This window comes from Martelella sp. UBA3392 (assembly GCF_002358775.1).
Taxonomy (GTDB): domain Bacteria; phylum Pseudomonadota; class Alphaproteobacteria; order Rhizobiales; family Rhizobiaceae; genus Martelella; species Martelella mediterranea.
Map to the genome: position 1 here is coordinate 1 of NZ_DEPM01000203.1, position 3,660 is coordinate 3,660.

Below are 3,660 nucleotides of genomic sequence, written 5' to 3' on the forward strand. Positions count from 1 at the left end.
GTTGCGCAATTTGCAAATTTTTTGCAGTTTTGGCGCAAACAGGAGGCATTCACGATTCACGGCAAGCGCGGCAAGCCGAACCGACGGGTCCGGCTGGAGGAAATCGCCCGCAATTGCGGGGTGTCGGTATCGACCGCCTCGCGGGCGCTCGCGGGCACTGGCGGGGTGAAGGACGAATTGCGCGCGAAGATCGTCGAGACCGCGCTGGCGCTTGGCTATGTCAACCCGACATCGGCCGCCGGCCGCCGCATTATCCTTGCCACGTCAAGCGTCGCGATGATCGACCACCAGCGCAACCAGTTCACCTACCACGTTCTCGACGGCCTCAACGAACGGGCCGAGGCGCTCGGCATCGAGCTGGTCACCCGCGCGGTGGCCACCCCCGAGGATGAGGCGCAGCTTCTGGCCGAGGGCGAGGCGGACGCCTCCGTTGCAGGCTGCCTGTTTCTGACGCTGGATGATGCGCAGGTGCTTACCCGTTCGGGCGGATTTTCAAAGCCGATCGTGCTGATCAATGGCGACGACCCGGCCATGCGCCACTCCAGCGTAACGCCCTGCAACCGCTCCGCAGCGCGGCTCGCCGCCGACCACCTTCTCGATCTCGGCCACCGCCGCATCCTGTTCCTGATGCATCCCGGCCGGCGGACGATCGAGCGCCGCTTTGAGGGCTGGCGCGATGCGTTGCGCGCTCGTGGCATCGAGGAGATCGACGATCTCGTGGTGACCGTCGATGACTGGCTGCCGGAACTTGCAAGCCGCGCGATCGCCGACCGGCTGGAAAAGCGCGGCGCCGATTTTACCGCCGTCCTCACCGCCGGCGACAGCCTCGCCTACGGCGCGATGCTCGCGATCCAGCAGGCGGGCTATCGCGTGCCGGAGGACTTTTCCGTAGTTGGCATGGACGATCTGCCGCTGTCGGGCTTTTCCGATCCGCCATTGACGACCATGCATATCCCGATGCGCCACATCGGTTCAGCAGCGCTGAGCCTGCTGCTCGACGATCTCGGCGTCACCCGCCTGCCCGCGCGACGCGTGGAGCTGGCTTGCTGGCTGGTGGAGCGCGCTTCGACCGCACCGGCGAGACCTGGTCGGTAGCGCCTGGATTTGGGCGGCTCCGACGTGAGGCGGGAAGCCGCCATTGCTTGCTTCAAACGACCGAAATACGGTTCCGAATGGGCAGCCCAAGGCGGTTTCCCTTGCCGGTTCTCAGAACTTGACACTCAGCAACGCCGTCAGGTTCTGGCTCCGGGCGCTGTCGCCAAACTCGCCGGTATAGGTGATGCCAAGGCTGACATTATCCTGCAACGCGGTTTGCCAGCCAACCGAGAGCACCGCATGGTCAACCGCATGCGGCGTGCCGGTCACGCCGAAGGGATCGCCTCCCGAAAACGCCACCATCGTATCCGAATCGAGATCGCCGTAACCATGGCGCCATCCGATCGACGACGTGATCTGGCTCTCATAGCTGCCGAGCGCGAACTCGTGAGTCCCGCTGAGGCCTATCGTGGTGAACCCGGTATCCATCGTCTGGCTCAAAGAAGACAACACCGCAAACCGGCCCGTTTCCGTGAACGCATCCGCTTTCTGATGGACATAGACAACATCCACGAACGGTCCGAACTGGAGAGTGTCGGTGACCTCGAACGCATAGCTGATGCCGCCGAAAAGCTGGAAGGTCCCGCCATCAAAACGGCCCCTGATCCGCTCTGACAGTTCCAGGAACTCGATATCGCGGCGGCTTACGGCGTCGCGCCAGGTATAGGCCGCGCCGAAATCGACCTCGAAGCCGCTGAAGGCGCCGCCGCCATAGACGCCGACCGTAAAGTCGTCGGACGTTCCCCGGGCATTTCCCTCGTCGACCTCGTAACTCGAATGACCGTAGCCGGCAAGCGCGCCAAAGCGCATATTCGAAAACGTTGCGAAATCGCCGCCGACGAAGGCGCTGTTCGATTTCCAGTCATAGGTGCGCGTGCCCTTTTCGTTGGTCCAGCTGGCCCGGCTGCTGATCACTTTTCCTAGCCCGGCTCCCCTGTGGATCGGGTCATTTTTGGGTTCGCCCTGGCTGGGTGCCACTGCATCGACACTGCCGCCGGTGGTCTCAACCGGCGCGCGGGCATCCGTGATCACTGGAGAATTCTGGGAAAAGGTCTTTGAAGCGGGAGCGACCTCGCATTGCTGGCGACGGTGCCCGGTTGGGATGCTAACGCTGCCGTCGTTGGACACGGTGTTCAACTCACAGCTCTGCGCATGCGCCACGCCTGACCGCCCGGGAAGAACGCCGCTTTGGAGAAAGAGGCAGCCCGCCACCGCCCCGCCGACGACCATGCGGAAGAGCCGTGACTGCGGCGCTTGAAGCCACTTTCTCAATGCGAGAACGGAACCTTCCCTGTGCTGCGCCAAGGTCATCAAAATACCTCCGGCAACATGCCGACAACGGCAACCGCCATCGGCATAGCCTTAATTCGAATTTATACTACATGTATCTTTAATATCCTCTATTTTATACTTATGTTTAATCAATATCAATAAACTTGTTTGGCTATTTTAATTTTTATTAATAGTAATTATTGTGATATGAACATGTATATACCGATGCATATTACTATTTTTACTTATAATCTTTGCAGTCCCCGGCCGCCCAGCCAACGAGGAAATCCGGCTGCGGGTGAGCGACCTCGCAGATTTGCCATCCAGGGATAATACCAGTATAAGTCCACATAACTTTTTTGGAGCCACCGGAATCACCCATGGCCGCGACGGATATTATCGAGCGCGTGCGCACTGCCCTTGCCGGCAGTTCAGCCGATATCCCCTTGTACAAGCGGCTGAAGGCGGCGCTTGAGCAGGTGATCCTGTCCAATGCGCTGCATGCCGGCGAGCGGTTGCCGGGTGAGCGGATTCTGGCCGATGCGCTGGGGCTTTCGCGGGTCACGGTGCGCAAGAGCTTTGCGCTGTTGCAGGAGGACGGGTTGCTCAGCCGCCGCCACGGCGCGAGAACGGAGATCGCCTCCAAGGTCGAAAAGACGCTGTCGACGCTCACCAGCTTTTCGGAAGACATCCGCTCGCGCGGCATGGAGCCCGGATGTATCTGGCTTTCCAAGCTTATCAGCCGGCCTTCGCCCACCGAAATGATGGCGCTCGGCATCGGCGGCAGCGAGCAGATCCTGCGCATACAGCGCATCCGCACGGCTGACGGCAAACCGATCGCGATCGAGATCGCCAGCGTGCCGCAGCGCTATCTGCCCTCGCCCGAACTGGTCGGAAATTCGCTCTATGAGGCGCTGGAGGCGCGCGGCTTTCTGCCGCAACGGGCGGTTCAGCGCATGCGCACCCGCGCGGCCTCGCGCGAGGACAGCGAGCGGCTCGCCTGCCCGCCCGCCGCGCCGCTTCTGGTGACCGAACGCCGCTGCTTCCTGGCGCAGGGCGAGGTCGTGGAATATTGCGAGACGCGCTATCGCGGCGATGTCTACGACTTCGTCTTCGAGCTTCAGCGATAATACCAGTCATAAACTGGTTGCATTCTGGTCTCTATTGCGGTGCTATGGGCAAAAAGCAGCGAGGATTCCGGTGCAGCCAGACATTCTGAAAAACAGCCTGATCGTTTCATGCCAGCCCGTGCCCGGCGGGCCGATGGACGAGCCGGTGTTCGTGGCGGGGTTT

At 61.3% G+C, this 3,660-nt stretch carries 3 protein-coding genes; 2 read left to right on the plus strand and 1 reads right to left on the minus strand.

What is annotated here, in order from left to right:
* Positions 1 to 54 precede the first annotated feature (54 nt).
* Complete coding sequence (locus B4E36_RS15545; protein ID WP_345900553.1) at positions 55 to 1,095, plus strand: LacI family DNA-binding transcriptional regulator; 1,041 nt, start codon at positions 55 to 57, stop codon at positions 1,093 to 1,095.
* Between the two features lie 111 nt (positions 1,096 to 1,206).
* On the opposite strand, the gene B4E36_RS15550 is transcribed toward B4E36_RS15545, so the two are convergent.
* Positions 1,207 to 2,406: an autotransporter outer membrane beta-barrel domain-containing protein gene (locus B4E36_RS15550; RefSeq protein ID WP_292059509.1), complete on the minus strand. Its 1,200-nt coding sequence runs from the start codon at positions 2,404 to 2,406 to the stop codon at positions 1,207 to 1,209.
* 341 nt (positions 2,407 to 2,747) lie between these two features.
* On the opposite strand from B4E36_RS15550, the gene B4E36_RS15555 reads away from it, so the two are divergent.
* A complete protein-coding gene (locus B4E36_RS15555; RefSeq protein ID WP_292059510.1) occupies positions 2,748 to 3,497 on the plus strand; it encodes a GntR family transcriptional regulator in 750 nt (249 codons plus the stop codon).
* The last annotated feature ends 163 nt before the right edge of the window (positions 3,498 to 3,660 follow it).

What these genes read in the sequence shown, in the direction of transcription:
- B4E36_RS15555 (WP_292059510.1), top strand. Translation starts at nt 2,748, where the DNA reads ATGGCCGCGACGGATATTATCGAGCGCGTGCGCACTGCCCTTGCCGGC.
- B4E36_RS15550 (WP_292059509.1), bottom strand. Translation starts at nt 2,406, where the DNA reads ATGACCTTGGCGCAGCACAGGGAAGGTTCCGTTCTCGCATTGAGAAAG.